The organism is Acidisphaera sp. L21 (genome assembly GCF_009765685.1).
Classification (GTDB): Bacteria; Pseudomonadota; Alphaproteobacteria; order Acetobacterales; family Acetobacteraceae; genus LMUY01.
The window spans coordinates 1-23408 of record NZ_LMUY01000006.1; the positions used below are offsets into that span (position 1 = coordinate 1).

Here is a 23408-nt window from a genome sequence, read left to right on the forward strand (position 1 = left end):
GACCACGCAACTTCGTGAGGCCTTCCCCAATACCGGCTGGCGCATCCGCGATACGTCACAGGCCGCGCCCGGCGTCAGCCGTGCCGTGGACCAGACCAGCCTGTTCCTCACCTTGGTCGGCCTGTGCTCGTTACTGGTTGGGGGCATCGGGGTGGCGACGGGGGTGCGCGCCTGGATGGAGGCGCGGGCGAAGACGGTGGCGACGTTGCGCTGCCTGGGCGCGCCGTCTGGGCTGATCCTGCGGATTTTCCTGGTCCAGGTGGGGCTGCTCTGCGCTGCCGGGGTGGTGATCGGCGTGGTGGCGGGGGCGCTGGTGCCCGCCATCGGGCTGGCGCTGTTCGGCGATTTGCTGCCGGTGCCGGCGACGGTCGGCGTTTATCCTCTGCCGCTGGCCCTGGCGGCGCTGTATGGCGTGCTCACGGCGGGGGCGTTCGCGCTGTGGCCGCTCGCACGGGCGGCGCAGATCCCGGGGGCGGCGCTGTTCCGCGATGCGTTGCTGCCCTCGGGAAACGGCGTGCCGTTGCCAGTGTGGCTGGCCAATGGCGCCGTCATCGTGCTGCTAGTAGGGATCATCATTGGCACGGCGGTGGATCGCTGGTTCGCATTGTGGTTCTGCGCCAGCGCCGCTGCGACACTAGTGCTGTTCCGCTTCGGGGCGATGGGGCTGATGTTGGCCGCCAAACGGGTCCGCCTGCGCTCTCTGCCCTGGCGGCTGGGCATCGCCAATCTGCACCGCCCTGCCAGCCCGGCGCCGTTGCTGCTTGTGGCACTTGGGCTGGGGCTGACCACGCTGGCGACCGTGGCGCTGATCCAAGGCAATATCCGCAACCAGATTTTGGGTGATCTGCCGGAGGCCGCGCCGTCCTTCTTCTTTCTGGACATCCAGAACGAGCAACTCGCCCAGTTCGAGCAGATCGTCCACGACACGCCGGGCACGTCCGATCTGCACGAGGTGCCCAGCATGCGCGCCCGCATCGTGGCGCTGAAGGGCGTTCCGGTGGAGCAGGTGCACGTCAAACCCGGCAGCGAGTGGGGTTTGCGGGGCGATCGCGGGCTCACCTACTCGGCGCAAATTCCACGCGGCTCCATCGTGGTCGCCGGGACATGGTGGCCGGCGGATTATGACGGGCCGCCGCTGGTGTCGATGGATGCCGGGCTGGCGGATGGCTGGGGGCTGACGGTCGGCGACACCATCCGGGTGAACCTGCTGGGCCGCGATATCGACCTGACGATTGCTAATCTGCGCAACATCCAGTGGCGGCAATTGACCATCAACTACACGCTGGTCGCCTCCCCCGGGATGCTGGAGCACGCGCCGCACATGCATATCGCCACGGTGCGGGAGCCTGCGTCGCAGGATGCCGGGTTGCTACGCGCGGTGGCGGATGCGCTGCCGAACGTGACCGGCATCCGGGTGGCGGACATTCTGCAATCCGTCGCCGACATCGTGGGCAAGCTGGCGACTGCGTTGGCGGCGACCGGCTCCGTCACGCTGGCATCGGGCACGCTGGTGCTGGCGGGTGCGGTTGCGGCGGGGCAGCGGCGCCGGGTGGCGGAGGCGGTGGTGCTGAAGACGCTGGGTGCCACCCGGGCGCAGATCCGCACCGCCTGGCTGGTGGAATTCGGCGCGATCGGCGCCACCGCCGGGTTGATTGCAGCGGCGCTGGGCACGTTGGCCAGTTGGGGCGTGGTGCATTTCCTGTTGATGGCGCCGTGGTATTTCCTGCCGGAGATCCTGGCGATGACGATTGGCGGCTGCGTCGTTCTGATGCTCGGCTTCGGCTACGCTGGGACAGCGGCCGCTTTGCGGGTTCGCCCGGCGCCACATCTGCGCAACGAGTAAGGGAACCGGACGGGACGTGGCAGGCTTGTGGTCTGCATCACCACACGAACAATCGAGGAATTGAGCGCCATGGGCATTTTGGACGGTATCGTCGGAAGTCTTCTGGGTGGCGGCGGCGCGTCGTCGCCGATGCAGGGCGTGTTGATGAACCTGCTGGGCGGCAATCAGCAGCAACAGCAGGGCGGCTATCAAGAGCCGGGTTTGATGGGCGGCGGCGGTGGCGGCCTTCCGGGCGGCCTGGGCGGACTGGTGTCCACGTTGGAGCAGGCTGGGCTCGGCAGCGCCGTGCAGTCCTGGATCGGCAATGGCGCTAACCAGCCCGTCTCCCCGCAGCAACTGCAGACCGCGTTCGGCGATGACCAGGTGCAGAGCATGGCCAGCCAGTCCGGCATGGCGCCGCAGGATTTTTTGTCGCAGTTGAGCCAGCACCTGCCGAACGCGGTGAACGCGATGACGCCGAATGGCCGGCTGCCCGATGAAGGGACGATGTCGGTCTAGGCACGTGCCAAACCGGTACGTCGCCCTCGTGCTCGCGGCCAGCCTGGCCGTGGGCGCGATGCCGGCGCGGGCGGAGAATTCGATGGGCTATCGCCTCCTGTCCCAGCAGGAGGCGGCGAGCCTGCCGCATAATCACGGTGCGTTGGGCCTGGATGTGGAACGGGCGCAGCAGATCAGTGATAGCGGGCTGGTGTTCGAGATCATCCGGGTCAAACAGGTCCGGGCGGACTCGGCTGGGGCGCGTGCCGGGCTACGGCCGGGCGACCAGATCATCGCGATCGATGGCCGAGTGTTCCCCAGCCTGGCGGTGTTCGCCGCCTATGTCGGCTCGCTCGCCCCTGGGAGCAACGTGACGGCGGACTACATTCCCAGTGGCGGTGGCCCGGCGCAGGCGCAACGCGTCTCGATCGCCATCGGCAAGCCGGCGGAGCAGAGCGCGGGTTTGTCCACGGGAACCAAGGTCGCCATCGGCGTCGGCGCGGCTGCGTTGTTCGGTTGCTACGAACTCGGCTGTTTTTCGCGTCGCAAGCCAGTCCAGCCGCCCAATACGTCCCAAGGCGTCGCACCGCGCGGTTGAATGGCGCGGCGGGGCGGCAACGCTTTCTTAAGTTTCGCCGACGATCTTGGCGGTATCACCAAAAAGGGGATATCGCGGTGACTGAGCGGATGCCGGACTTGCTGCCCGATCTCACCCCGCCAATGGTCTATGGCACGGCTGAACTGACCCATCGCGCCTTTGCCGGCGAGGGGATCGATCAGCTGCTCCAGTTCATCGATCGCCCGGCCGAGACCCTGGACGAAGCGGCGGCGCATGCGCTGGATTGCTCCACCGTGCACCAACTGGCCTTCCGGCCGCAGCACGCGCTGATGATGCAGTTGCAGGCACTACGCCTGTGCCCGCTATACCGGGTCGCCACCCCGTCGTCTGCCACCGCTGGCCGGCCATTGCGCCTGCTGGCGCTGATGGAACCGGGCGACCTGATGATGAACGCCCCGCTCGATTTCATCACGCGCACGCTGAACGTGCAGCTGGACCTGTTGTATCTGCTGCCCGATCGCCCATTGCCCGCAGCGATCCCGGATCACGACCTCGCCTATATCGGCGGTGGTGATATCGGTGCACCGGAGGCCTTGGCGCGCCGGGCTGCGCTGTATCGCGCCTGGCCTCGTCCGGTGTTGAACGACCCGGTGAAGGTGAGCCAATTCGCCCGCGCTCAGCTGCATCGCACCCTTGCGGACGCGCTGGGCATCTGCAGCCCAAATTGCGCGTTGCTGTCGCGTGAGGCGCTGTTGGAGGGACATGAGACGGCCTACCCCGTGCTGGTGCGACCGGTCGGGTCCCACGCCGGATCGAACCTGACGAAAGCCGATAGCCGTGACGAGGTGCTGCGTTACCTGGCAACGGTCGACGCCCAGGATTACTATGTAACCAAATTCGAGGATTATCGCAGCCCGGATGGCTTCTTCCGGAAATACCGGATCGCGTTCATCGATCGCGCGCCGTTCCTCTGTCATATGGGCGTGTCAGAGAATTGGATGATCCACTACCTGAACGCCGGCATGACGGGCAGCCAGGATAAGCGCCAGGATGAGGCGCAAGCGATGCTGGACTTTGATGCCGGGTTCGCTGCACGCCATGCGACGGCGTTCGATTTGCTGAATGACCGGATCGGTCTCGACTACTACACCATCGACTGCGGCGAGACGCAGGACGGACGTTTGCTCGTGTTCGAGGCGGACGCTGAAGCGATCGTCCATATGATGGACCCGCCGGACATGTTCCCGTACAAGCTGCCGCAGATGCGGCGTGTGTTCGGGGCGTTCGATGAGATGATCCACCGCCACGCCCGCGGCGGCCAACACGTGGCCGTCGCGGCGTAACAGCCAGTTGACCTGGGGACTAGTAGCCTTGGGTCTGCGGGGCTGCCGGGTAGCCAGGCGAGGCCGACCGCTGATACGTGGCTGACCCACCGTTGTAGGACCCGGCGGGGATCCCGTTATTGTCGAGCTGCGACTGGTTGAGGCGATCCACCTGGGAGTCGCCGGTGTTGTTGCCGGCGTCGTTGCGGCGATCGACGTTCTGATACGGGTGATCCGCATTGGCCGCATGGGCCGCGAGCGGCGCCGCGAGAGCCAGAGCGCCTGCGAGAGCGAGAGCGATTTTCATCTTTGGGTCCTTCCAATTTCCAGACACATCGGAAGAACGCCTCCATCCGCGGACGGATCCATGACAAAAAGTTCATCCCCCGGCCGGGAGCCAGGCAAGCCGAGGCGCCGCATCCTGTCACCGTTGGTGACTGGAGATTTTGCATGAAGAAGATCGTTCTTGCGGGTCTTTGCGCTGGGCTTGCCGCGGCGCCTTTGATGGCCCGGGCGGCGGACCTCCTGTTGGTCGATGCGGCCGGACGACCGGTGGCGATCGTGCCGATGATGCAGGTGGAGGCAACCCCGATGCCGCAAATGCCGGCAATGCAAATGCCGGGACTGCACGATGTCGGCTTCCCAGTCGCTGGGATTTTTGCGCAGCAGGACGCCTTGCTTCGACGCATGATGGGCGACATGCAGGCGATGTCGAACTTCAATATGCCAGCGGCGGATAGCGCCGCGATGCCGCCGGGCTCAACCGTGATCGTGTCGAGCTTCAGCGACGGCCATGGCTCGTGCAGCCGTACCGCGACCTATCGTGCGCAGCCCAATGGCGCGGCGCCGATTATGAATGTCAGCCAGACGGGCGATGCTTGCGTCGCGCTGCCTGGCGGCGGTGTCACCGGCCCATCGCCGCGGGCGACGACACCGGTCGCAGCGCCAGAGGAGGCTGCCCCGCGCCCGGCGCTTCCGGGTAATACACGGCTATATCGGGTGGATTATCGTCATCCAACGCAGGCACCGGCGACGCATCGCGGCTAGCCGAAGACAGCCATCCACCCCGGCGCGATCACCGGGGTGGATGAGTGTGGGCTAGACCGTCTTGAGGAAGTCACCCAGCTTGGTGACTGCGGTCGGCTTGTCGGTCTTGTCCAACGCGGCCAATTCGGCGGCCAGGCGATCCATCGCCGCTTCGTAGATCTGGCGTTCGCTGAAGCTCTGGTCCGGCTGGCCGGCATTGCGGTGCAGGTCGCGCACGACCTCGGCAATGGCGATCGGGTCGCCGCTGTTGATCTTCGCCTCGTATTCCTGCGCCCGGCGGGACCACATCGTCCGCTTGATGCGCGCCCGGCCCTTCAGCACGGCCATGGCATCGTCGAACATCTTGCGTGTCGCCAGCTTGCGCAGCCCGGCAGACCGGGCCTTCGACACGGGAACGCGCAACGTCATGCGGTTCTCTTCGAAGGTGATGTGGATCAGCTCCAGCTTGTGGCCGGCGATCTCCTCCGTGGCGATCCGCTCGACCTTGCCGACGCCATGGGTCGGATACACCACGTGGTCGCCCTCATGGAAAATCTCGGCCTTGGCGGGCATGCGCGCATGCATGATCGGGCGGTTCGGCACGCCGGGCATGTGGCCCGGCATCCGCGGCGCAACCCGGTTGGAGGCGGGGGGAAGGCCCTCGTCCTCTTCCTCTTCCTCCTCGGGCGGGACCACGTCGACGTCGGCATCCAGCTCTTCTTCGGCGACGCCTTCGATGTCGTCCTCGGTCAGCACCGCTTCGGGCTTCGGCACATCGGTGCCGTGGTCTTCGGTAGAGATCGACCCGTCGATGGTGCCATCCAACGCGGCCAGTTCGTCCAGGCCCGCGGGCTCGTCAACGACGGCAGGCTCGTCGTGCTCGTGCTCCGCCGAATGCTTGATCCGGGCGGTGTCTTCGATCGTGTCTATGGTGTTCAACTCCGTCTTCTTTCCCGCACCCCGTGCAGGGGCAGGACGAATGCCATCGGCCGGGGCCGCTTTTCGGGATTTGCCCGTACTGCTGGAACCCGCCTGTGCCAATGCCAGCCCCCTCAACGCCGTAGAGCCCAGGCCTGGCGCGATCACCTGCATGGGCAGCACGGTTCATAGACGGGGCGTTTGCCGGGCACGGCAGGCCCACGCGGCAGCCTATAACACAAAAAGGCAGCCAAGCGTAGGCGGAAACGCGGAGCGCCGGCTAGGGCGTTCCGGGTTCGGCGGAGAACAGCGCGGCCTTGCCTGGCTTGTCCTTCCACTCATCCGCGTCGGCGGGCGGCGTGCCCTTGCGGGTGATGTTCGGCCATTGCTGGGCGAAGGTCCGGTTCTGCTCGGCCCAGGCGGTGGCGCGGTCGTCGCTGTCGGGAACGATGGCCTCGGCCGGGCACTCCGGCTCACACACGCCGCAGTCGATGCATTCGTCCGGGTGGATGACCAGGATGTTTTCGCCGACATAGAAACAGTCGACGGGGCACACTTCGACACAGTCCATGTACTTGCAGCGTATGCAGTTTTCGGTGACCACGTAGGTCATCAACAAGGCTCCTACGATCAAACCGGCTTCTAGTCGGGGGGATATGCCGCCGATTCAGTCCCCACGCAAGCAGGCTCGGCTACCTCCTCGTAGAGTGTCCTTGCCTCCGTGGCTGGACCACGCCTGATTGCGAGGGCGACGACGCGGATGACGCGGACGCTGCCGCCCAGCGGTAGCGTCAGGATGTCGCCAGGGCGCAGGCGGGCGTGGGGTTTATCGGTGGGCTGGCGATTGATGCGCACGCCGCCCTGCGCCACCCATCTGGCGCAGTCCGATCGGGCCTTCATGAAACGGGCGCACCACAGCCATTTATCAAGGCGTTGCCAAGTGCGATCTTCGACGTCGCTCAAGCCATTCCTCGCTTATGGGTGCTGTCGTAGCGCCGCAAGTGCCGCAAACGGGCTATCGATGCGGACCGGCACTGGCGCTGGCGGGGCACGGTGGGACCGGCCGCGTGCCCGCCCGGCGCTGGCGGCCAGCATCGGCGGGGCTGGCGGGCCGAATGCTTCGGGGCCCATGACCGTAGCCGGCACTACCCGTGCGCCGAGCGAGCGCAAGACGCCGGGCAGCAATTCGGCGCGGATCGACAAGCGGGAGGCGAGGTTCGGCAGCAACGCGGTGGCGCCACGCCGGGTGGCGTAGGCCAGTTCGGCGGCAATCCGTTCCGCCACGTCCAGCCGCAGCAGTACCGGGCCGGCGTCGAACCATCCCATCGCCGCCGCGAAACCGGGCGGCCAATCGGCGGGGGCGGGCAGGGACACGAGCCCGGCGGCTGGAACGGCTGGTGGCGGCACGCGATGCGCCACGGACCATAGCAGCGCCCGCAGCGCCATCGCCCGGGGCTTCAGCGCGGCCGGGTGAAACAGGCCGAACCGGCCGGCGCGGACGCCCAATGCCTTCAGCCGCGCACGCTCCGGCGGGGGCAGCAGCAGGGCAGGGGCGACGCCGCCGGCCTCGCCCAGTTGATGCAGCGGCCCGCGCAACGCCGGGTCGGCACTGTCGGTGAGGCGGAGGACAGCGCCCAACTCCGCCTCGATTATGCTGGTGGCGAGGGCTTGCAGGCGGACGCGGATGCGCTCGCGCTGCGGGCCATCCAAATATTCGCTGTCCGCGACTTCGACCAACGGGTGCAGCAGGCCTGCGCCTGGGCGCAGCCGGGCGACCGCGCCGTGGCTCCAGGTGATGCGGCCATCGGGCGCCAGGGTGAACCCGGCATCCGCATCGGCGGCCAGCGCCTCCACCCGGCGCGGCATTTCCTGCCGCAGGGCGCGGCGGGCGGCGCGCAGAACCAGGCGCTTTTCCTCCCCAACCGCGGCCGGGTCGGGGGTGAAGCCGAAGCCTTCGACCATGCCGACGGAATGGCCTTCGACCACCACCTCGCCACGGGGGGTGACGGCGGACAGCAGGGCCTCACCCTCGGTATTCTCCAACCGGCGGATCAGCAGGGTGGAGCGGCGGTCGACGAAGCGAGCCGTCAGCTTTTCATGCAGCGCGTCGGACAGTTTGTCCTCCACGGCGCGGGCGCGGTCCTGCATGCCCACGGCGTCGCGCACCCAGTCCGGCCGGGCGGCGATGTAGGACCAGACGCGCACGCCGGACAGGCGCTGCATCAGGGTGTCGATGTCGCCGTCGGCGCGGTCCAGCTGGGCGACTTGGCCATCCAACCAATCGGCGGGCAAATGGCCGTCGCGGGCCAGGCTGTCGAACACGCGGGCGCAGAACCGGGCGTGGCTATCATCGGCCAGCTTGCGGAAATCCGGGATCTGGCAGGCATCCCACAAAATGCGCACCATGCGTCGACTGGTCGCCAGGTCGCGCACCGCCCTGTCCCGCGCCAGCGTGGCCAGGGTCTCCAGATCGGACGCGTCGCGACCCCGCATCAGCCCAGCCCGGGGCGGCGGTGCCTGCAGGCTGGCGAGCAGGCCGTCGACATGGCTGAAATCCAGCGTGCTATTGCGCCAGGCCAGTTGCTCCAGCGGCTCGAACCGGTGGTCCTGCACGGCCTCCGCCAGTTCCGGGTCGATCGGGGCGCAGCCGCCGGTAGTGCCGAACGTGCCGTCCCGCATGCCGCGCCCGGCGCGCCCGGCGATCTGCGCCACTTCGCTGGCCGTCAGCCGGCGCGGGCGGTGGCCGTCGAACTTGCCCAGCCGGGCGAAGGCGACGTGGTCCACATCCATATTGAGGCCCATGCCGATCGCGTCGGTGGCGACCAGGAAGTCGACCTCCTTGTCCTGATACAGGGCGACCTGGGCGTTGCGGGTGCGTGGGGACAGGCGGCCCATCACCACGGCACAGCCGCCGCGGCGGCGGCGGATCAGCTCCGCAATCGCGTAGACTTCCTCGGCCGAGAAGGCGACGACGGCGCTGCGGGGCGGCAGGCGCACCAGCTTCTCCGGCCCGGCGAAGGTCAGTTGCGACAGGCGCGGCCGGGTGGTGATCTCCGCCTGCGGCACCAGGCGCTGCAGCAGGGGGCGAATGGTCTCGGCACCCAGGAACATGGTTTCGACCAGCCCCCGGGCGTGCAGCAGCCGGTCGGTGAAGATGTGGCCGCGGTCGGCATCGGCGCAGAGCTGGATCTCGTCCACCGCCACGAACTCCGCCGGGCGGTCCAGCGGCATCGCCTCCACCGTGCAGGAGAACCAGCGGGCGTCGGGCGGGATGATCTTTTCCTCACCGGTGATGAGGGCGACGAACTTGGCGCCCTTTCGGGCAACCATCCGGTCGTAATTCTCCCGCGCCAGCAGGCGGAGCGGGAAGCCGATAGTTCCCGACGAATGCGCCAGCAGGCGCTCGATCGCGAGATGGGTCTTGCCCGTGTTGGTTGGCCCAAGCACGGCCTTCACACGCGAGGGGAAGCCGGACATGTGCAAATGGTTGGGCCTGGCGGCGGGAAATGCAAGCGGCGCGGCGATCGATATTATATCGGAATATTATTATCAATTATCGAATAAATTGGAGCAGATCACGGGGCTGAATCAATTACCAAAACCTAACGTTAGTATGCTTGTCATACTCCGTGGGTTGCGCGAGAACGCCCTATGTTCGATCGCGACCTCGACTGCCTCGTCGCTCCCGAGTCGGTCAGCCTCCCTGTCCATACCCTGCGCCCGGGTGGCCTGGATGGCTACTTGGCGGCGTCGGCCCATGCGGCGTTCCTGCGCGCCAGTGGATTTACCGCGGCGGCTGGTGAGATCCGGTTGCTACCGGGCAGCGATGGCCTTGAAGGTGCGGTGTTTGGCCTGGGTGAGTCTCGGGATCCGCATCTGTTCGGTGCGCTGGCCACGGCGCTGCCGCCGGTGACCTGGCGGATCGAACCAGGCGACTTCGACGCAGCCGATGCCACGCTCGGCTTCTGCCTGGGCGCGTATCAGTTTACGCAGTTCCAGCCCGCCAAGCCGCGCCCCACGCTCGCAGCGGCCCATGGGCGGGAGACGGAGGCGGCGCGTGCCACCTGGCTGGTGCGCGACCTCATCAACACGCCGCCCGACAGGCTGGGGCCGGGTGAACTTGCCGAGGCTGCGGTGGCGCTGGGGCAAACTTTCGGCGCCGCTACTCAAATGGTGACCGGCGAGGATTTGGTCCGCGGCTACCCGGCGGTGGCGGCGGTGGGCGCCGGCTCCGACCGTGCGGCGGTGGTGGCATCGTTCCGGTGGCAGGGCAGCGGTGCCGCGGCGGACGCCCCGCTGGTTTCGCTGTGCGGAAAAGGCGTTTGTTTCGACACGGGTGGTTACGATTTGAAACCGCCCGCCGGCATGTTGCGTATGAAGAAGGACATGGGTGGCGCTGCCATCATGCTGGGCCTGGCCCGCATGATTATGGCGGCGGATCTGCCCGTGCGACTGGTGGTGCGGCTTGGCTGCGTGGAGAACAGCGTGTCTGGCGGGGCAATGCGCCCATCCGACGTTCTGGCCACGCGGCGCGGGTTGTTTGTCGAGGTTGGCAACACAGATGCGGAGGGTCGGCTTGTTCTATGCGACTTGCTGGCCGAGGCGTCGGATGAAGATCCGGCGGTGCTAATCGATGCTGCGACGTTGACGGGGGCGGCGCGGGTTGCGCTTGGCCCCGATCTGCCTGCGATGTTCTGCAATCACGAGGCGCTTGCGCAGACGATGTCTCAGGCTTCGGTCGACAGCCATGACCCATTGTGGCGGCTGCCATTGTGGCCCGGGTATGATGCTTGGCTGTCCAGCCGCGTTGCGGATCTTAATAACGTTGCGTCAAAGCCGCTCGCTGGTGCAATCGTCGCAGGATTGTTTCTTCAGCGGTTTGTGAAGCCTGGGACGCCTTGGATACATTTTGATACTTACGCGTGGATTGATTCGACAGTTCCGGGCCATCCCGAGGGTGGTGAGGCGCAAACGATCCGTGCCTCGTTTCGCGCTATATTGACCATCATTAATGAGTCAGTTTCAAATGAAACCAACCAGTAACGTAATTGGGATAAAATCGTAGTTCGCTGAGATGGTTACTGGGTGTAAGGTGTTTTTGGTGGTAGCTTCTGGTTGAAGCGACGCTGTATGGATGCCGGTATTCTGTAAGCTTCCCCCGGCCGGCCGCTGGTTGTGCAGTGAATGGGGACGAAAGGACGTAGTGTGTAATGGCGACTCAATCTTCCGCCGACCAGTTGGTTGGCATACTTCGTGACACGGTCGTGGCGCTGGTGCGTCGCGATGGGCCGGATCTCTCGGCACGCCAACTGGGCGTGTTTCTCACCTGCTATCTTGAGGATGGTGCACACACCGTCCGCGGGCTGGCGGCTGAGTTGAATGTGTCCAAGCCCGCGATCACGCGCGCACTGGACCGGCTTGGTGAGTTGGATCTGGCCCGTCGTAAGGTCGACCCGGCGGACCGTCGCAGCGTGCTCGTGCAGCGGACGCTGAAGGGCGCCGCATTCCTGCGCGATATGCGTTCGATCATGAACGAGGCGCATGCCCCAGCGCGGAAGTCTTCTTCCACGCACGTGGCAGCCGAATCCCCGCGCAAGGCGATGCACGGCTAGTCTGCGATGTTGTGAACGGCCGGGGTGGGGAAGACCCGCCCTGGCGGTTGACAATATGGCGTCACCAGCGGACGCTGCCCTCGACCAAGGGGAGCCCTGCTAGGGGCTGAGATACCGCATCGTGGCTGCCCGGAGTTGGCGGCGCAGCGTGGGGACCCTAGACCTGATCCGGATCATGCCGGCGTAGGGATGGGGCATGCGCGACACAGCGTACCCTTCATCCAACCCGGGGGAGGAGACGCCGATGACGTACCAACAGAAGCCGAGTGCCGTGACCACCGGCGCGATTGCTGGGTCGCGCAAGATCTACAGCACCCCGCCGGGACAGACCGACATCGCGGTGCCGTTCCGCGAGGTTCCGCTGGACCGTACTGCCGCCGAGCCGCCGGTGCGGCTGTATGATACGTCCGGGCCATACACTGATGACGCCGCCACGATCGACCTCACGGCCGGTCTGCCGCGGGTTCGCGAATCATGGCTGGCGCGTCGTGGCTTCATCACCCCCGTCGCCCGGGAGTTGAAGCCCGAGGATAACGGTAACACCGACCGCCTGGTGCCAGAATGCCCGGCGACGCCGACACTGCTGGCCGGCGTGCAGGGCAAGCCGGTGACGCAGTTGGAATTCGCCCGCGCCGGGATCATCACCGAAGAGATGATCTACGTCGCACATCGAGAGAACATGGGCCGCGCCGCCATGATCGAAGGTGCGGAGGCGCGCCGCGCCCAGGGCGAGGATTTCGGCGCCGAGATCCCGGCCTTCATCACCCCGGACTTCGTGCGTGACGAGGTCGCGCGCGGCCGGGCGATCATTCCTGCCAACATCAACCATCCCGAGCTGGAGCCGACGATCCTCGGCCGCAACTTCCTGGTGAAGATCAACGCCAACATCGGCAACTCCGCCGTCACGTCGTCCGCGGCGGAGGAGGTGGAGAAGCTGGTCTGGGCGATCCGCTGGGGTGCCGACACGGTCATGGACCTGTCCACCGGGCGCAACATCCACAACATCCGCGGCTGGATCATGCGCAATAGCCCGGTGCCGATCGGGACGGTGCCGATCTACCAGGCGCTGGAAAAGGTTGGCGGCGATGCCGACAAGCTGGATTGGGAAGTGTTCCGCGACACGCTGATCGAGCAGGCGGAGCAGGGGGTCGACTACTTCACCATCCATGCTGGCGTGCGCCTGGCCTACGTACCGCTGACGGCGAAGCGAGTGACCGGCATCGTCAGCCGCGGCGGGTCGATCATGGCGCGCTGGTGCCTGGCGCATCACCGCGAGAGCTTCCTGTACGAGCATTTCGGCGACATCTGCGACATCATGCGCAAGTATGACGTGTCGTTCTCGCTGGGTGACGGGCTACGTCCCGGCTCGATCGCCGACGCCAATGATGCCGCCCAATTCGCCGAGTTGGAGACGCTGGGCGAGCTGACCAAGATCGCCTGGGCAAAAGGTTGCCAGGTGATGATCGAGGGCCCCGGCCACGTGCCGATGCACAAGATCAAGGTGAATATGGAGAAGCAGTTGGCGGTGTGCGGGGAAGCGCCGTTCTACACGCTTGGGCCACTCACGACCGATATCGCGCCGGGCTACGACCATATTACGTCGGCAATCGGCGCGGCGATGATCGGCTGGTTTGGGACGTCGGTGCTTTGTTATGTGACGCCCAAGGAGCATCTGGGCCTGCCAAACCGGGACGATGTGAAGACGGGCGTGATCACCTACAAGATCGCAGCGCATGCGGCGGATCTGGCCAAGGGCCACCCGGCAGCGCAGTTGCGGGACGATGCGATCAGCCGGGCGCGGTTCGAATTCCGGTGGCAGGACCAGTTTAACATCGGGCTGGACCCGGACACGGCGCGCAAGTTCCATGACGAGACGCTGCCGAAGGATGCGCACAAGGTCGCGCATTTCTGTTCCATGTGCGGGCCGAAATTCTGCTCCATGAAGATCAGCCAGGACATCCGCGCCGATGCCGAGCGGCTGGCCGGGCTGGAGCAGAAGAGCGACGAATTCCGCAACAATGGCGCGACGCTGTACGTTCCCGAACCGGTGGCCCGCACCCTGGAGGAGACGCCAGCGGAGTGAGCGACACAACCAGCCAGGCCCGCCTCGCGCTCGATGCGATCGGGCAACTGCCCGATAGCGAGCTGGACCTGGCCGACGCGGCCCTGCAGCTAGCCCGGATCGATGCGCCGGACGCGGATTGGACCGCGGCGCGTGCGCATTTGTCCGAGCTGGCAAGGGACGCCGTCGCTGTGGCGGCGGACCGGCTGGGGGACGATCCCTCCATCCGGGCCGGCGCGTTGGCCGGGCTGATGACAGGGCGCTGGCGCTATGCCGGCGCGACCGAAAACTATGACGAGCCGGCGAATGCGAATTTGATCCAGGTGATCGAGCGCAAGCGCGGCTTGCCGGTGGCGCTTGGCATCTTGTGGTTGCACTGCGCCCGGGCCGCGGGATGGGATGCGTTCGGGGTGGATTTTCCGGGCCATTTCATGATCGCGTTGCCGGGCGGCGGGTCGCAACTGGTGCTGGACGTGTTCGATGGCGGGCAGCCCATGGATGCCCGCGCCATGCGGTCGCTGATCAAGCGGGTCGAGGGGCCGAAAGCGGAGTTGCGGCCCGGCCTGCTGCAGCCGATGAGCGCCCGTGCGGTGCTGCTGCGGCTGCAGAACAATTTGAAGCTGCGCCGCATGAACGCCGGGGACTTCGCCGGTGCCGCGATCACGGTCGAGGACATGCTGCGGATCGCGCCCGATTACGCGTCGCTGTGGCGGGAGGCCGCGCTGATCAACCAGCGCCTGGACCACGTTGGAGCCGCCCTGCGGTGCTACCAGCGGTTTTTGGCCCTGGTGCCGGAGGGTGAGGCGGCGGACCGCGTGCGCACCGCGATGGACGAACTGCGCACTCGGCTGAACTAAGCGACTTACAACCGTTGCCGGCTTCTAGCATTATGCCACCGGTGACGCGGTGAATCTCTATGCCGTCCCCGACCGGTACGCCGGATGCCGGGATGTGGAGAAGAGGGCAGCCTTGGAGTCCCTCGGCCAGTCCGCGGAGTGGTTGCAGGGCAGCAGCAACCCCGCTTCAACGCAGTCTCGCGGTCGGCGCCGCTTGCGCCGCATGCCGACGGCGTCGCCAAGCCCCGATGCGACCCGGCTGCATCCGTGCTATATCCCGCGCAATGGCCGAAGAATTGCCCGATGCTGCCGCGTTCTATGCCACTGCCCAGGGCGAAGTTGCCCTTGGCCTGGTGCGGGAAAAGCTGACGCAGATTTGGCCGGATTTGTCGGGCCAGATCGTGCTGGGGCTGGGTCATGCGGCGCCGTATCTGCGGGCCTGGCGCGAAGGGTCGGCACGGTGCCTGTCGGCGACGCCGGGCGGCGCGAGCGCCTGGCCGGGTGTTGGCCCCAGCCTGTCCTGTGCGGTGCAGGCGCATTCGCTGCCGTTCTCCGACCTGTCGTTGGATCGGGTGTTGCTGGTGCATGGGCTGGAAAATGCCGAGCGCGCCCGGCCCATGCTGCGGGAGATATGGAGGGTGTTGAAGGATGACGGTGCCCTGCTGGTGGTGACGCCGAACCGCAACGGGCTATGGGCGCATGCGGAAAGCACGCCGTTCGGGCATGGCCAACCGTATTCCGCCGGGCAGGTCGGCCGGCTGCTCACCAGCAGCCTGTTCCGGGTGGAGCGGCGGGATGGCGTGCTGTACGTGCCGCCCTCCCGCCACCGGCTGGTGCTGCGCAGTGCCCGGTTGTTCGAACGGGCGGGCCGTAACCTGGTGCCGCACCTGGCTGGGTTGACGATTACCGAGGCGGTGAAGGACGTGTATGCCGCCCTTCCCCTTGCCCCGGCGCGGCGGCGGTTCGTGGTGCAGGAGGCGGCGTAGGCGGGGACCGGCCTCTGGACACTGCCTGCCCCACGCGGCATAGCCCGGCCATGGTCACCCGTCCGGCCCGCGCCTGATGCTGTTCAACTCCCAGCTTTTCATCCTTGGGTTTTTGCCGTGCGTGCTGGCGCTGTACTATCTGGCGGCGGCGCATAAGACGGCGCGGCAGGCGGTGTTGGTGGCGGCGTCGCTGGCGTTCTACGGCGGGTGGGATGTTCGATTCGTGCCACTGCTGATAGGGCTGACGCTGGCGAACTGGCTGGTAGTCCGGGCCTATGGACGCTGGCGGCGGGATGCGTTGCTGGTGGCGGGCGTGGTGATGAACCTGACCGTGCTCGGCGTCTGCAAATATGCCGACTTCGCCGCCGATACGGTGGCCGATGTCATGGGCACCCGCCATTTGGCGTGGGGTATCGTGCTACCCCTGGGCATCTCGTTCTTCACGTTCCAGAAGATCAGCTACCTGGTGGATCTTCGCCGGGGGGACCGGCATGTCTACGGGTTGCTGGAATTCGCCGCCTTCGTGACGTTCTTCCCGCAGCTGATCGCCGGGCCGCTGGTGCGGCATAACGAGATCATCCCGCAATTCGCCGCCAGCCCGCGCCGGCCGGAGATGTGGGAGAATTTGGCCCGGGGGGCAGCGCTGTTCCTGATCGGGCTGGGCAAGAAATCCGCCATTGCCGACACGGTGGCGCTGGTGTGCGACCCGATCTACGCCCGCGTTGCCGCCGGGGCGCATCCGAGCCTGGCGGAGGCGTGGGCCGCGTCCGGCACCTACATGCTGCAGATCTACTACGATTTCTCCGGCTACTCGGACATGGCGATCGGGCTGGGGCTGATGTTCGGGTTTCGCCTGCCGCTGAACTTCGCGGCGCCGTATCGGTCGGCCTCGATCCGGGAGTTCTGGCGGCGCTGGCACATCACGCTGTCGCGGTTTTTGCGCGACTACGTCTACATCCCGCTGGGCGGCAACCGGGCCGGGCAGGGGCGGCAGGCGGTGAACGTGGTGGCGACCATGCTGCTGGGCGGGTTGTGGCACGGCGCGGCCTGGACCTTCGTGGTGTGGGGCGGGTTGCACGGCGTGGCGCTGGCGGCCAATGGCGCCTGGGACCGGGCCGGGTGGCGCATGCCTCGCGTGGCGGGCTGGCTGCTGACGACATTGTTCGTGCTGTGTGGCTGGGTGCTGTTCCGCTCGCCCGACTTCACCACCGCTGCGCGCATGTCCGGCGGAATGGTTGGCGCGGGCGGGGTTGGGCGGTTGCATGTGGACAATGCCGGGGTCGTGGCAGCCGCGGTGGCGATCGCGTTGCTGCTGCCGACCAGCCAGGCGTTGGCACTGCAGCGGCTTCAGCCATCGCGCTGGCTGATGATCCCCGCGGGCGCGGCGCTGGTGTTTCTGCTGTTGCTGGTGGGCGGCCGGGTGCCGAATGAGTTCATCTATTTCCAGTTTTAACCCTTGGCGCCGGATGCTGGGTTGGTTCGTGGCCTCGGCATTGGGGCTGCTGGTGTTCCTGTTCCTGTTCGTCAGCCTCATCGACCCGTGGGGCGTGCTGCCGCTGTCGCCGCGACTGCCCCGGGTGCCGATTTCCACCAACGCCCGGTATTCGCTGCCGGCGCTGGCCGCCGCTGGGCGCTTCGATTCGGCCATCGTCGGCTCCTCCTCCTCCCGCCTGTTGCGGCCGGAGGTGCTGGATCGGGAGTTCGGGGGGCGCTTCGCCAATCTGGCGATGAACGCGGCGACGGCGTGGGAGCAGAGCCAGATGCTGGGCCTGTTCATTCGGCATCACCCGGCGGCGCGCACGGTCATCATCGGCTTGGACAGCGCCTGGTGCACGGAAGCCCCGCAGCGATCCAGCGGCCGGCCGTTCCCCGAGTGGATGTATGCCGGGTCGCCCTGGCGCGGGTATGGCCAGATGCTGAATTTGTATGCGGTGCAGGAGGCGGCGAGCCAGCTTTGGGTCATGCTGGGCCTCAAGCGATCCCGTTACGGGCTGGACGGTTACACCAGCTTCGTTCCGCCGGAATCCGCCTACGACCCGGCGCGGGTGGCGGCCGGGTTCGCGCGCTGGGGCAAGCCGACCGACCTGCCGGCGCGCCATGGCGAGCATGTGTTGCCGGCGCTGCCGATGCTGGGGGATGCGCTGCGGGCGCTGCCGGCGTCCACACGCAAGATCGTATTCTTCACTCCGTCCCACATCGCATTGCAGGGCGCGCCGGGCAGCGACTACGCAGAGTCGATGGCGGCTTGCAAAACGGATGTCACCCAGATGGCGGCGGCGGTGCAGAACGCGGTCGTGGTGGATTTTCTGATCCCCAGTTCGATCACCAATACCGAGGCGAGCTACTGGGACCCGGTGCATTACCGCATCCCGATCGCCGACCGGTTGATGGCGGACCTTGCCGCCGCCACCCGTGGCCAGGCGACGCCGGATGACCGCATCCTGCTGCCATAGCGGCTGGTTTCGTTTGACGCTGCGGCGAATGCGCCCCTAACGTCCACGTCAAAATAAACACAGCGGGCGGATCGTCATGAAACTCCGGTTTGGTTTGGTGTGTGCCGCGATGTTCGTCCTGGCCGTGGTTGGCGCGAAGGCGGCGGAACCGCAGCAGCACGATTTCATCGCGCGGGACTTCAAGTTCCACACCGGGCAAGTGTTTCCGGAACTGCGCCTGCATTACACCACGCTGGGTGACCCGGCGGGCCAACCCGTCCTGATCATCCATGGCACCGCCGGCACCGGAACCGGCCTGTTGGCGCCGACATTTGGCGGCCAGTTGTTCGGCCCTGGGCAGCCTTTGGACGCGGCGAAATACTTCATCATCCTGCCGGACACGATCGGCACCGGGAAATCGTCCAAGCCCTCGGACGGATTGCGGGCGAAATACCCGGACTACAATTACGACGACATGGTCCTGGCAGAGTACAGGCTGGTGACGGAAGGGCTGGGCCTGCACCATCTGCGCGTGGTGATGGGCAACTCCATGGGCGGGATGCACGCCTGGCTATGGGGCGTGACGTATCCGGGCTTCATGGACGCGCTGGTGCCGATGGCCTCGCAGCCGACCGAGATGTCGGCGCGGAACTGGATGATGCGGCGCATGCTGGTCGAAACCATCCGGCGGGACCCGGAGTACAAGGACGGGAATTATACGAGCGAGCCGGCCTCGGTCCAATTCGCCAACGTGTTCTTCGGCATCGCGACCACGGGCGGCACGCTGAATTACCAGGCGATCGGCGGAACGCGGGCGAAGGCGGATGCGTATGTGGACAGCCAATTGGCTGCGCCGGCGCCGCAGGATGCGAACGACTTCCTGTATCAGTGGAACTCGTCACGCGACTTCAACGCAGCGCCGAAGCTGGAGGCGATCGAGGCCGCGGTGCTGGCGATCAACTCCGCCGATGACGAGCGCAACCCGCCGGATACCGGGCTGATGGTGCAGTCGATGAAGCGGATCAAGAATGGGCGGCTGTATCTGATCCCCGCGAGCGCAGAGACACGCGGGCACGGCACCACCGGCTTCGCCAAGTTTTGGAGCGAGGAGTTTCGGCACTTCCTGGACACGGTGCCGCCCACGCCGCAGTAACGGCCGGCCCAAACCGGGTTGACGCGCGCGCCATCCCGCCGGAGCGTGGCGGGATGCAGAATGAACCGAGCCGCCTGGGCATCCAGGCCTTCTACGCCCCGCCTTCCGCACCCTCCCGCCCGCGCATTCGCCGCGCCGAGGGGATTTGGTTCGAGGATGAGACGGGTCGCCGCACCATCGACGTCAGTTCTGGCCCAGTGGCGTCGAATTTGGGGCATGGCAATGCCCGCGTGCTGGCGGCGATGCGCGACCAGGCGGCGCTGGCCAGCTTCGCCTTTCCCACCCAGTTCGAAAGCGCGGCCAATATTGCGCTGGCCGAGAAGCTGGCGAAATTGTGCGGCCCGGGGCTGGACCGGGCGTTCCTGACGTCCGGCGGGTCGGAGGCGATCGAGACGGCGGTGCGATTCGCCCGGCAGCACGCGGTGGCACGTGGGGAGGTGGGGCGGTGGAAGATGATCTCCCGTATGCCGAGCTACCACGGCAATACGGCGGGTGCGCTGACACTGTCGGGTGACCCGGTGGCGCATGCCATGTTCGGCCCGCTGCTGGTGCCGATGCCGAAGGTGCCGGCGCCGTTCACCTATCGGCTGCCCCCCGGCCATACGGCGGAGAGCTATGCCGCGGAATGCGCCGACGCGTTGGACAAGACGATCCAGGAGGAGGGTCCGGAAACCGTGCTCGCCTTCATCATGGAGCCAGTGGGTGGGTTGGCGACCGGGGCGTTGGTGGCGCGGGATGCGTATTACACCGCCGTGCGGGAGATCTGCACGCGGCACGGCATCCTGCTGATCTATGACGAGGTGATGAGCGGCGCCGGGCGTACCGGGCGCTTTCTGGCGGCGGACCATTGGCCGGGCGCGCGGCCGGATATCGCCGTGTTGGCGAAGGGCGTCAGCGCCGGGTATGCGCCGATGGGGGTGGTGATGGTGCCGGCGCAGATGGCGGAGGATCTGGCGGCGAAGGGCGGGTTCAGCGCCGGGTTCACCTATTACGCCAACCCGCTGTCGTGTGCGGTGGCCTCGGCGGTGCTGGACGAGGTGATGGAGCGCGACCTGATCGCCAACGCCGCGGCGCGTGGCGCGCAGATGCGGGAGCGGCTGGAGGCGATAGCCGCCACCAGCCGCATCGTCGGCGACGTCAGAGGCAAGGGGTTGCTGCTGGCGGTCGAACTGGTTGCCGACAAGGAAAGCCAACGCATGATCCCGCCCGAGCGCAATGCGCCGGAACGCCTGAAGGCGATCGGGCTGGACCATGGGCTGATGCTGTATGGCCGCCGTACTGCTGGCGGCGCGTTCGGCGAGTGGCTGATGGTGAGCCCGCCATTGATCGTGACCGCGGCCGAGGTCGACGACATCGCCGATCGGCTGGCTGCGGCACTGGGCCAGTACGAGGAAGAGTTGATGCGGGAGGGTGTGGTTTGATGCCGCCACTATCGGGCTATCTGGATCGGATCTCTGCGCGACCCGGTGAGGCGATTGCGGTGAAGGTGTCGAGCCATTTAGGCGAACCCTATACCGCCGATCTGGTCCGCATCATTCACGCCGACCCGAACCCGGATGGGCCGGGGATGAAGTTGGAGGCGTTAGGATCTGCCTTCGCCGGGCCGTACCCGTCGCGGGTGCAGCGTGTCACGCCGGGTTCCTACGCGGTGGTGAAGGCGGCGTTGGCCGTGCCGGAGGGTGGAGCGATCCGCGTGCGGGTGCAGCCGGGTTTGCTGAAGGCGGCGCAGCCGGTTGTGTCGCTGGGCGATGCGGTTTTGCGAGTTGCGGCGGAGGGTGCGCGGCTGGAGGTGGCGGGCGCCATCGTCTGCGCCGTTGCGGCGCCGATGCTGGAGCGGTGTTGGTACGAACTCACCGCCACGTTCAAGAACGGGACGGCGATTTTGGTGCAGGTGGCGCTGCAAACCAGTTGGGGCGTTGCCGATAGCGGTGAGGCATCGGGCGCCACCGGTCTGCCCAAGGGGGGCACCCTGCTGGTCGCAGCCGACCCGGCGGGTGGGCGGTTCGATGGCCGGATCGAGGACCCGGCGTTGCTCGGCGGCGACGGAAACGCCATCGCCGAATGGGATTTCTCCGCCGGGATCGATACCGACACGATCAGCGGGACCTATCCCGGCCGGGTGGTGAACATGCCGACCCGGGGCATTCGCGGCTCGCGCTGGTCGGGCGGCGAGATGGATTGGAAACACGCGCCGCGCGAATATGCCGCGATCCATTTCCATGCCGACGATCTGTATGACGCGCTGTGGGACACCGATTTCACCATCACAATCCCGGACGGCATGCGCAGCGGCGTGTATGGCGTGCGATTGCGCGTCGCGGGGCATGAGGACATCATCCCGTTCTACGTGTTGCCGCCGCGCGGCACCGTGACGGCGAAGATCGCGTTCCTGGCGCCGACCTTCACCTACCAGGCCTACGCCAACCACGCCCGGTTCAATTTCGATGCGCCGTTCCGCGAGCGGGCTGCTGCCTGGGGCGCGCGCACCGTCAATCCGGAGGATTATCCGGATCTGGCCTGGTCCACGTACAATCGGCATCCAGACGGCACGGGCATCAGCCTGTCGTCGCTGCGTAGGCCGGTCCTAACGCTGCGGCCGGGCTTCCTCACCTTCAACGACCAGCGCGGCAGCGGGCTGCGGCATTTCTCCGCGGATAGTCATCTGACGGATTGGCTGGAGGCGACCGGGCATGCGTTCGATGTCGTCACCGACCACGACCTGCATCGCGAAGGCGCGTCCTTACTCGCTGGCTACAAGGTGGTGCTGACGGGAAGCCATCCCGAATACCACACGCCCAACACGCTGGACGGTCTGGGCGACTACATCGCCGAGGGCGGGCGGCTCTGTTACCTGGGCGGCAACGGATTCTACTGGCGCATCGCCGTCTCCGACACGATCCCCGACGTGCTGGAAGTGCGCCGGACCGAAGGCGGGATTCGGGCTTGGGATGCGGCGCCGGGTGAGGCCTATCATCAGTTGGACGGCGGGTATGGTGGGCTTTGGCGTCGCCTTAGCCGCGCACCACAGAAACTCGCCGGCGTCGGATTTTCCTCACAGGGGTTGTTCGAAGGGTCGCATTACCGTCGCCTTCCAGCCTCCTACGACCCGGCGGTGGCCTGGGTGTTCGAGGGCGTGAAGGGCGAGACGCTGGGCGGCTACGGCTTGTCCGGCGGGGGTGCTGCGGGGTTTGAACTAGACAGGGCGGACCTACGGCTGGGCAGCCCGCCGAACATCGTGATCCTCGCCCGGTCGGAGGCGCATCAGGACCATTTCGTCGCCGTGCCGGAGGAGTTGCTGAGCCACGTCAACACCGTCACCGGGGAAGCGCCGCGGGACCTGATCCGGGCCGAGATCGTGTATTTCGACACGGCGAAGGGCGGTGCGGTGTTCGCCACCGGGTCGATCACGTTCTGCGGCAGCCTGTCGCACGACAACTACCAGAATGGCGTGTCGCGGATGATGGGCAACGTCGTGCGGCGGTTCACGCAGTAGCGCTGAATACGCCCGTCCAGGCGGATTGCAGCGCCAAGTCGGCATCTTCGAGCGTGGTCGTTAGCCCTAGTTTCTCCAGGCTGGTGACGCCGTGCTCGCGGATGCCGCAGGGGATGATGCCGCTGAAATGGTCCAGATTGGGCGACACGTTAAGCGCGATGCCGTGCCAACTGACCCAGCGCGTGACGCGCACGCCGATGGCTGCGATCTTCGCCTCCCCGCCTGCGCCGTCCGCCACCCAGATGCCGACGCGGCCCTCCCGTCGCTCGCCGCGGACGTTCAGTTGGTCCAGGGCGCGGATGACCCATTCCTCCAGGCCCCAGACGTATTTGCGCACGTCGCGTGGGGGGATCAGGCCGTGCTGCCGGGTCAGGTCCAGCATGACGTAGGCGGTGCGCTGGCCTGGGCCGTGATAGGTCCACTGGCCGCCGCGCCCGGCATCGTAGGTGGGGAAATTGGCCGGATTGGTCAGGTCGCCGGGCTGGGCGCTGGTGCCGGCGGTGTAGAGCGGCGGGTGTTCCAGTAGCCACACCGTTTCCTCCGCCTCGCCGGCGCGGATGGCGGTGGCCTGGGTTTGCATGGCTGCCAGGGCCGAATCGTATGGCACCAGGTCGTCCGACACGCGCCAGGCCGGGGCAGTCGCTACGAGGCTGGTTGAAACCGCGTCGTTCATCCGCTATACGCCGCCG

21 protein-coding genes and 1 riboswitch are annotated in these 23408 nt (G+C 66.7%); of the genes, 15 read left to right on the forward strand and 6 right to left on the reverse strand.

Translation table 11 applies throughout. From position 1 onward, the window contains the following. The 4 genes from GSQ76_RS32410 to GSQ76_RS00690 all read left to right on the forward strand — a co-directional run. On the forward strand, window positions 1-1843 hold a 1843-nt coding region (locus GSQ76_RS32410), incomplete at its 5' end, for an ABC transporter permease (protein WP_158741994.1). Between the two features lie 69 nt (window positions 1844-1912). Beyond that, window positions 1913-2341, forward strand: coding sequence for a YidB family protein (locus GSQ76_RS00680; protein ID WP_158741995.1), 429 nt, complete (start codon window positions 1913-1915; stop codon window positions 2339-2341). Between the two features lie 4 nt (window positions 2342-2345). Next, on the forward strand, window positions 2346-2918 hold the full coding sequence (locus GSQ76_RS00685; protein ID WP_158741996.1) for a PDZ domain-containing protein: 573 nt from the start codon (window positions 2346-2348) through the stop codon (window positions 2916-2918). Window positions 2919-2995: 77 nt separating this feature from the next. After that, complete coding sequence (locus tag GSQ76_RS00690; protein ID WP_158741997.1) at window positions 2996-4222, forward strand: RimK family alpha-L-glutamate ligase; 1227 nt, start codon at window positions 2996-2998, stop codon at window positions 4220-4222. Window positions 4223-4241: 19 nt separating this feature from the next. On the opposite strand, the gene GSQ76_RS00695 is transcribed toward GSQ76_RS00690, so the two are convergent. Next, window positions 4242-4508: a hypothetical protein gene (locus tag GSQ76_RS00695; protein WP_158741998.1), complete on the reverse strand. Its 267-nt coding sequence runs from the start codon at window positions 4506-4508 to the stop codon at window positions 4242-4244. A gap of 143 nt (window positions 4509-4651) precedes the next feature. On the opposite strand from GSQ76_RS00695, the gene GSQ76_RS00700 reads away from it, so the two are divergent. Then, a complete protein-coding gene (locus GSQ76_RS00700) occupies window positions 4652-5248 on the forward strand; it encodes a hypothetical protein (RefSeq protein ID WP_158741999.1) in 597 nt (198 codons plus the stop codon). A 51-nt stretch (window positions 5249-5299) separates the two neighbouring features. Here GSQ76_RS00700 and GSQ76_RS31550 read toward each other — a convergent pair whose 3' ends face one another. The 4 genes from GSQ76_RS31550 to GSQ76_RS00720 all read right to left on the reverse strand — a co-directional run bounded on the left by GSQ76_RS31550 (window position 5300) and on the right by GSQ76_RS00720 (window position 9622). Beyond that, window positions 5300-6166, reverse strand: coding sequence for a CarD family transcriptional regulator (locus GSQ76_RS31550; protein WP_254070163.1), 867 nt, complete (start codon window positions 6164-6166; stop codon window positions 5300-5302). 259 nt (window positions 6167-6425) lie between these two features. Continuing rightward, entirely contained in the window at window positions 6426-6758 is a 333-nt protein-coding gene (fdxA, locus tag GSQ76_RS00710) for a ferredoxin FdxA (RefSeq protein WP_158742000.1), read from the reverse strand. 29 nt (window positions 6759-6787) lie between these two features. Continuing rightward, the gene (locus GSQ76_RS00715) at window positions 6788-7108 is read right to left on the reverse strand and encodes an RNA-binding S4 domain-containing protein (protein ID WP_158742001.1); all 321 of its coding nucleotides are present in this window, start codon (window positions 7106-7108) and stop codon (window positions 6788-6790) included. 12 nt (window positions 7109-7120) lie between these two features. After that, window positions 7121-9622: a helicase-related protein gene (locus tag GSQ76_RS00720; RefSeq protein ID WP_158742002.1), complete on the reverse strand. Its 2502-nt coding sequence runs from the start codon at window positions 9620-9622 to the stop codon at window positions 7121-7123. A gap of 174 nt (window positions 9623-9796) precedes the next feature. Here GSQ76_RS00720 and GSQ76_RS00725 point away from each other — a divergent pair, with 174 nt between their 5' ends. The 10 genes from GSQ76_RS00725 to GSQ76_RS00770 all read left to right on the forward strand — a co-directional run bounded on the left by GSQ76_RS00725 (window position 9797) and on the right by GSQ76_RS00770 (window position 22719). After that, window positions 9797-11188, forward strand: a complete 1392-nt coding sequence (locus tag GSQ76_RS00725; protein ID WP_158742003.1) for a M17 family metallopeptidase — start codon at window positions 9797-9799, stop codon at window positions 11186-11188. A gap of 167 nt (window positions 11189-11355) precedes the next feature. Continuing rightward, on the forward strand, window positions 11356-11757 hold the full coding sequence (locus GSQ76_RS00730) for a MarR family transcriptional regulator (RefSeq protein ID WP_158742004.1): 402 nt from the start codon (window positions 11356-11358) through the stop codon (window positions 11755-11757). Between the two features lie 77 nt (window positions 11758-11834). After that, a riboswitch (TPP riboswitch) is annotated at window positions 11835-11964 on the forward strand. 37 nt (window positions 11965-12001) lie between these two features. Then, window positions 12002-13840, forward strand: a complete 1839-nt coding sequence (gene thiC / locus GSQ76_RS00735) for a phosphomethylpyrimidine synthase ThiC (protein ID WP_158742018.1) — start codon at window positions 12002-12004, stop codon at window positions 13838-13840. Further along, window positions 13837-14676, forward strand: a complete 840-nt coding sequence (locus tag GSQ76_RS00740; protein WP_158742005.1) for a SirB1 family protein — start codon at window positions 13837-13839, stop codon at window positions 14674-14676. The genes thiC and GSQ76_RS00740 overlap by 4 nt, the downstream gene beginning before the upstream one ends. A gap of 263 nt (window positions 14677-14939) precedes the next feature. Further along, complete coding sequence (locus tag GSQ76_RS00745; protein ID WP_158742006.1) at window positions 14940-15641, forward strand: class I SAM-dependent methyltransferase; 702 nt, start codon at window positions 14940-14942, stop codon at window positions 15639-15641. 76 nt (window positions 15642-15717) lie between these two features. Next, on the forward strand, window positions 15718-17094 hold the full coding sequence (locus GSQ76_RS00750; protein ID WP_158742007.1) for an MBOAT family protein: 1377 nt from the start codon (window positions 15718-15720) through the stop codon (window positions 17092-17094). Continuing rightward, a complete protein-coding gene (locus GSQ76_RS00755) occupies window positions 17069-18094 on the forward strand; it encodes a hypothetical protein (protein WP_158742008.1) in 1026 nt (341 codons plus the stop codon). The genes GSQ76_RS00750 and GSQ76_RS00755 overlap by 26 nt, the downstream gene beginning before the upstream one ends. Before the next feature lie 76 nt (window positions 18095-18170). Further along, window positions 18171-19226: an alpha/beta fold hydrolase gene (locus GSQ76_RS00760; protein ID WP_158742009.1), complete on the forward strand. Its 1056-nt coding sequence runs from the start codon at window positions 18171-18173 to the stop codon at window positions 19224-19226. Window positions 19227-19279: 53 nt separating this feature from the next. Beyond that, on the forward strand, window positions 19280-20647 hold the full coding sequence (locus GSQ76_RS00765) for an aspartate aminotransferase family protein (RefSeq protein ID WP_158742010.1): 1368 nt from the start codon (window positions 19280-19282) through the stop codon (window positions 20645-20647). After that, window positions 20647-22719, forward strand: a complete 2073-nt coding sequence (locus tag GSQ76_RS00770; RefSeq protein WP_158742011.1) for a N,N-dimethylformamidase beta subunit family domain-containing protein — start codon at window positions 20647-20649, stop codon at window positions 22717-22719. The genes GSQ76_RS00765 and GSQ76_RS00770 overlap by 1 nt, the downstream gene beginning before the upstream one ends. On the opposite strand, the gene lipB is transcribed toward GSQ76_RS00770, so the two are convergent. After that, complete coding sequence (lipB, locus tag GSQ76_RS00775) at window positions 22709-23392, reverse strand: lipoyl(octanoyl) transferase LipB (protein ID WP_158742012.1); 684 nt, start codon at window positions 23390-23392, stop codon at window positions 22709-22711. The genes GSQ76_RS00770 and lipB overlap by 11 nt on opposite strands. Between the last annotated feature and the right edge of the window lie 16 nt (window positions 23393-23408).

Coding starts and splice junctions, on each gene's coding strand:
- GSQ76_RS00680 (WP_158741995.1), top strand. CDS start 1,913: ATGGGCATTTTGGACGGTATCGTCGGAAGTCTTCTGGGTGGCGGCGGC.
- GSQ76_RS00695 (WP_158741998.1), bottom strand. CDS start 4,508: ATGAAAATCGCTCTCGCTCTCGCAGGCGCTCTGGCTCTCGCGGCGCCG.
- GSQ76_RS00700 (WP_158741999.1), top strand. CDS start 4,652: ATGAAGAAGATCGTTCTTGCGGGTCTTTGCGCTGGGCTTGCCGCGGCG.
- fdxA (WP_158742000.1), bottom strand. CDS start 6,758: ATGACCTACGTGGTCACCGAAAACTGCATACGCTGCAAGTACATGGAC.
- GSQ76_RS00720 (WP_158742002.1), bottom strand. CDS start 9,622: ATGTCCGGCTTCCCCTCGCGTGTGAAGGCCGTGCTTGGGCCAACCAAC.
- GSQ76_RS00725 (WP_158742003.1), top strand. CDS start 9,797: ATGTTCGATCGCGACCTCGACTGCCTCGTCGCTCCCGAGTCGGTCAGC.
- GSQ76_RS00730 (WP_158742004.1), top strand. CDS start 11,356: ATGGCGACTCAATCTTCCGCCGACCAGTTGGTTGGCATACTTCGTGAC.
- thiC (WP_158742018.1), top strand. CDS start 12,002: ATGACGTACCAACAGAAGCCGAGTGCCGTGACCACCGGCGCGATTGCT.
- GSQ76_RS00745 (WP_158742006.1), top strand. CDS start 14,940: ATGGCCGAAGAATTGCCCGATGCTGCCGCGTTCTATGCCACTGCCCAG.
- GSQ76_RS00750 (WP_158742007.1), top strand. CDS start 15,718: ATGCTGTTCAACTCCCAGCTTTTCATCCTTGGGTTTTTGCCGTGCGTG.
- GSQ76_RS00755 (WP_158742008.1), top strand. CDS start 17,069: ATGAGTTCATCTATTTCCAGTTTTAACCCTTGGCGCCGGATGCTGGGT.
- GSQ76_RS00760 (WP_158742009.1), top strand. CDS start 18,171: ATGAAACTCCGGTTTGGTTTGGTGTGTGCCGCGATGTTCGTCCTGGCC.
- GSQ76_RS00765 (WP_158742010.1), top strand. CDS start 19,280: ATGCAGAATGAACCGAGCCGCCTGGGCATCCAGGCCTTCTACGCCCCG.
- GSQ76_RS00770 (WP_158742011.1), top strand. CDS start 20,647: ATGCCGCCACTATCGGGCTATCTGGATCGGATCTCTGCGCGACCCGGT.
- lipB (WP_158742012.1), bottom strand. CDS start 23,392: ATGAACGACGCGGTTTCAACCAGCCTCGTAGCGACTGCCCCGGCCTGG.